The sequence below is a fragment of the uncultured Capnocytophaga sp. genome, from assembly GCF_938029845.1.
Classification (GTDB): Bacteria; Bacteroidota; Bacteroidia; order Flavobacteriales; family Flavobacteriaceae; genus Capnocytophaga.
In genome coordinates, this window is sequence record NZ_CALHGG010000082.1 from 1 (window position 1) to 2,691 (window position 2,691).

At 40.5% G+C, this 2,691-nt stretch carries 2 protein-coding genes and 1 pseudogene; 2 read left to right on the forward strand and 1 reads right to left on the reverse strand.

Annotation, left to right across the window (positions count from 1 at the left end; translation table 11 throughout):
• Together Q0625_RS06165 and Q0625_RS06170 are read left to right on the forward strand one after the other, a co-directional pair.
• Nucleotides 1–213: pseudogene (locus tag Q0625_RS06165) on the forward strand (F0F1 ATP synthase subunit beta); the annotation flags it as partial.
• A 7-nt stretch (nt 214–220) separates the two neighbouring features.
• Nucleotides 221–505: a hypothetical protein gene (locus Q0625_RS06170; protein WP_298824597.1), complete on the forward strand. Its 285-nt coding sequence runs from the start codon at nt 221–223 to the stop codon at nt 503–505.
• 464 nt (nt 506–969) lie between these two features.
• Here Q0625_RS06170 and Q0625_RS06175 read toward each other — a convergent pair.
• A partial coding sequence (locus Q0625_RS06175; protein WP_298824600.1) for a 3'-5' exonuclease occupies nt 970–2,691 on the reverse strand: 1,722 nt, incomplete at its 5' end.

Consider the following 2,691-nt stretch of genomic DNA (forward strand, 5'->3'; position numbering starts at 1 on the left):
GTACAGCGTTTCCTTTCTCAGCCTTTCCACGTAGCAGAACAATTTACAGGAATTCCAGGGGTATTTGTGGATATCAAAGACACCATTCGTGGGTTCAATATGATCCTCAATGGGGAACTTGACCACCTCCCTGAAGCGGCTTTCAACCTTAAAGGAACTATTGAAGAAGTAATAGAAGCAGGTGAAAAGATGCTTGCTGAAGCACAAAACTAAGACGATTATGATATTAGAAATAGTAACCCCAGAGGCCGTGCTTTATAAGGGAACGGTGAGTATCATCACCCTACCAGGAGCGAAAGGGTCATTTCAAATACTTGAGAACCACGCACCTATAGTAGCCCTCTTAGACGAAGGAACGATCACCTTTAGCGAAAGCGAAGCCCCTAAGGTATTTGCTCAGGAGTATTTCTCGGAGCAGACTCAAGCCAAAGGGGAACGTATGCTCTCCATCACAGGAGGGGTCGTAGAGCAAAAAGATAATAAAATAATTGTATTGGCTCAATGATCTTATTTTTATAAATTTAAAGCAGGGGCTTGCCCCTGCTTTTTTTTATTCAAACTGTATTTTACTATTTATAATTCTTTTTGTTATTGGTATCTAGATCTCTCCCCAACTGGATACACTAAGAGTAAAAGTAGATAGGCCTGCCCCTCTTTTAAAATGGTCGAATTTGACCACTTTAAAATTATAGTCAATTTTAGAATGCGAATAAAATACAAATAAATAAGGCAGAGGATTCATTCCTAATTCGCTCTCTTTCAAGGGCTAATTGCCATTAGCCCCTACACCTGCTCATGCTAATTTTTCGTAAACCATTTCTGTTTGACTATAAGAGCTAAAAGCTCTCTTTTATTATAGGCACGAGCTAAAAGCTCGCGCCAGTGGAAGGGCTAATTGCCATTAGCCCCTACGTTGCTTATACCAATTTTTCGTGAACCATTTCTGATTGACTATAGCTCCCATGGATTTTACGGATTTTTATGTAATAATTTCTTCACCGTAATCTGCTGATTGATAAACACTAAGAATGATTGTGTTACCTTCCAGCCTGTTTGCTCAAGGGTTTGGGCATAGCGCTTTAGCTGGGTTTCGTACTGAGGGTGATCGTCCCCTGTCTTGTAATCAATAATCACGGCAGTGCCCTCTTTAGGGTCATAAACTACACGGTCAGGGCGGAGGTACTCTCCTGAGACATCTAACCATTCACGTTCGTTATAAACCATATAATCGGCTGTATAATAATCCTTTAGCAAAGGGTGTGAGGTAAGCTGCTGTAGTTGCTGCTCAAGGATTGGGCGCTGCTGCTCAGTGATACGCCCCTCTGTAAAGAACTGTTGTAACACTTGGGGTATATCGGCCTTAGTGGTGAGCTGTCCCAATAGCTCATGCAGGAGTGTCCCTCGTGCTATGGCATCCTCTCTATGGGTATTCCACATAGACCCTGCACGGGTTACAATGGTATAAGAAGGTGCCAATACCGCTCTTTGTTTGAATGGGATATAATCCGCCGCTTTAAGAGGTTGTTCCTTGATAGGGGCTAAGTTTCCAAAAGTATAACGCGATTGCCCTTCATTCCATAGCCCTTTTTCCTCCAAATAAATCTTTACAATCTCGGACAAGGTACTGATTTTATCCTCTTTCTCTCCTTTGGGAGGATCGCAGAGTATATAAAGCAAGTCTTTGGGGCGTGTCATGGCCACATACATGGTATTGATGGTATCCAAAAGCTCCATTTGGCTCTGCTGGAGTACAATATCGGCGTCTATCTTTTCCAGACCACTGTAATCATCTATTAACAGATGTTCGAAGCCATGATATTGTTCCTTTGGGACACGTATCCACAGTGTGTCCTTAGCCGAACGCAACTTGTCATTGACTTTTGTATAGATGACCACAGGAAATTCTAAGCCTTTACTCTTATGAATGGTCATGATAGAAATCGCATTGACCCCTTCGGGAGCACTTATGGCCAACTTATCCTTTTTTTCTTCCCAGTAAGTAAGGAAATCGGCAATGTTGCCACCGCGTACGCTCTTGTATTCGTATATGACATTGAGGAATTGCGCTAAATACGCATCGGAAGGCTTGGCTAAACCAAATACCCTTATCGCATAGCCTATGCCTTCATAAAAAGAATACAAATGGAAGTGCGATAAAGAGAATCCCATAGCTGCGAAGAATGTATCCACAGGCTTATGGGCATATTGGCTCATAAAATCATGTATCTCGGTAATATGCTTGACCTTGGTATAAGAAAAGAGTAATTCTATCTTCTCCTTTTCATTATTCTGATAGAGCGAAATGGAGATTAGGTGTATGAGAAATTGTATTTCAGGTATATTTTTAAGCAATAAGGCCTCTGAAGAAATCACATTATACCCCTTTTCAGACAATTTTTCAGCTATTTCAATACAGTCTGCGTTTCTGCGAGAGAGTATACAAATATCTTTGTCCAAGTAACCATTATTTTTAGCCTCTTTTATATACCCTTCGATAGTTTCTATATAAATATCTTCGTCTTTTAGTACATTTTCATCATCTATGGCTTCCTCTTCGGAGATTTGTTGAACTTCATTATCTTTTGCTTGTACAAATTCTATACTTACAAAGCCTTTTTCCTTTTCTTTATCAGGAATATTTTGCTTAGCATTGCGATATAGCTCATCGTACCTATACTTTCCACTGTTGTT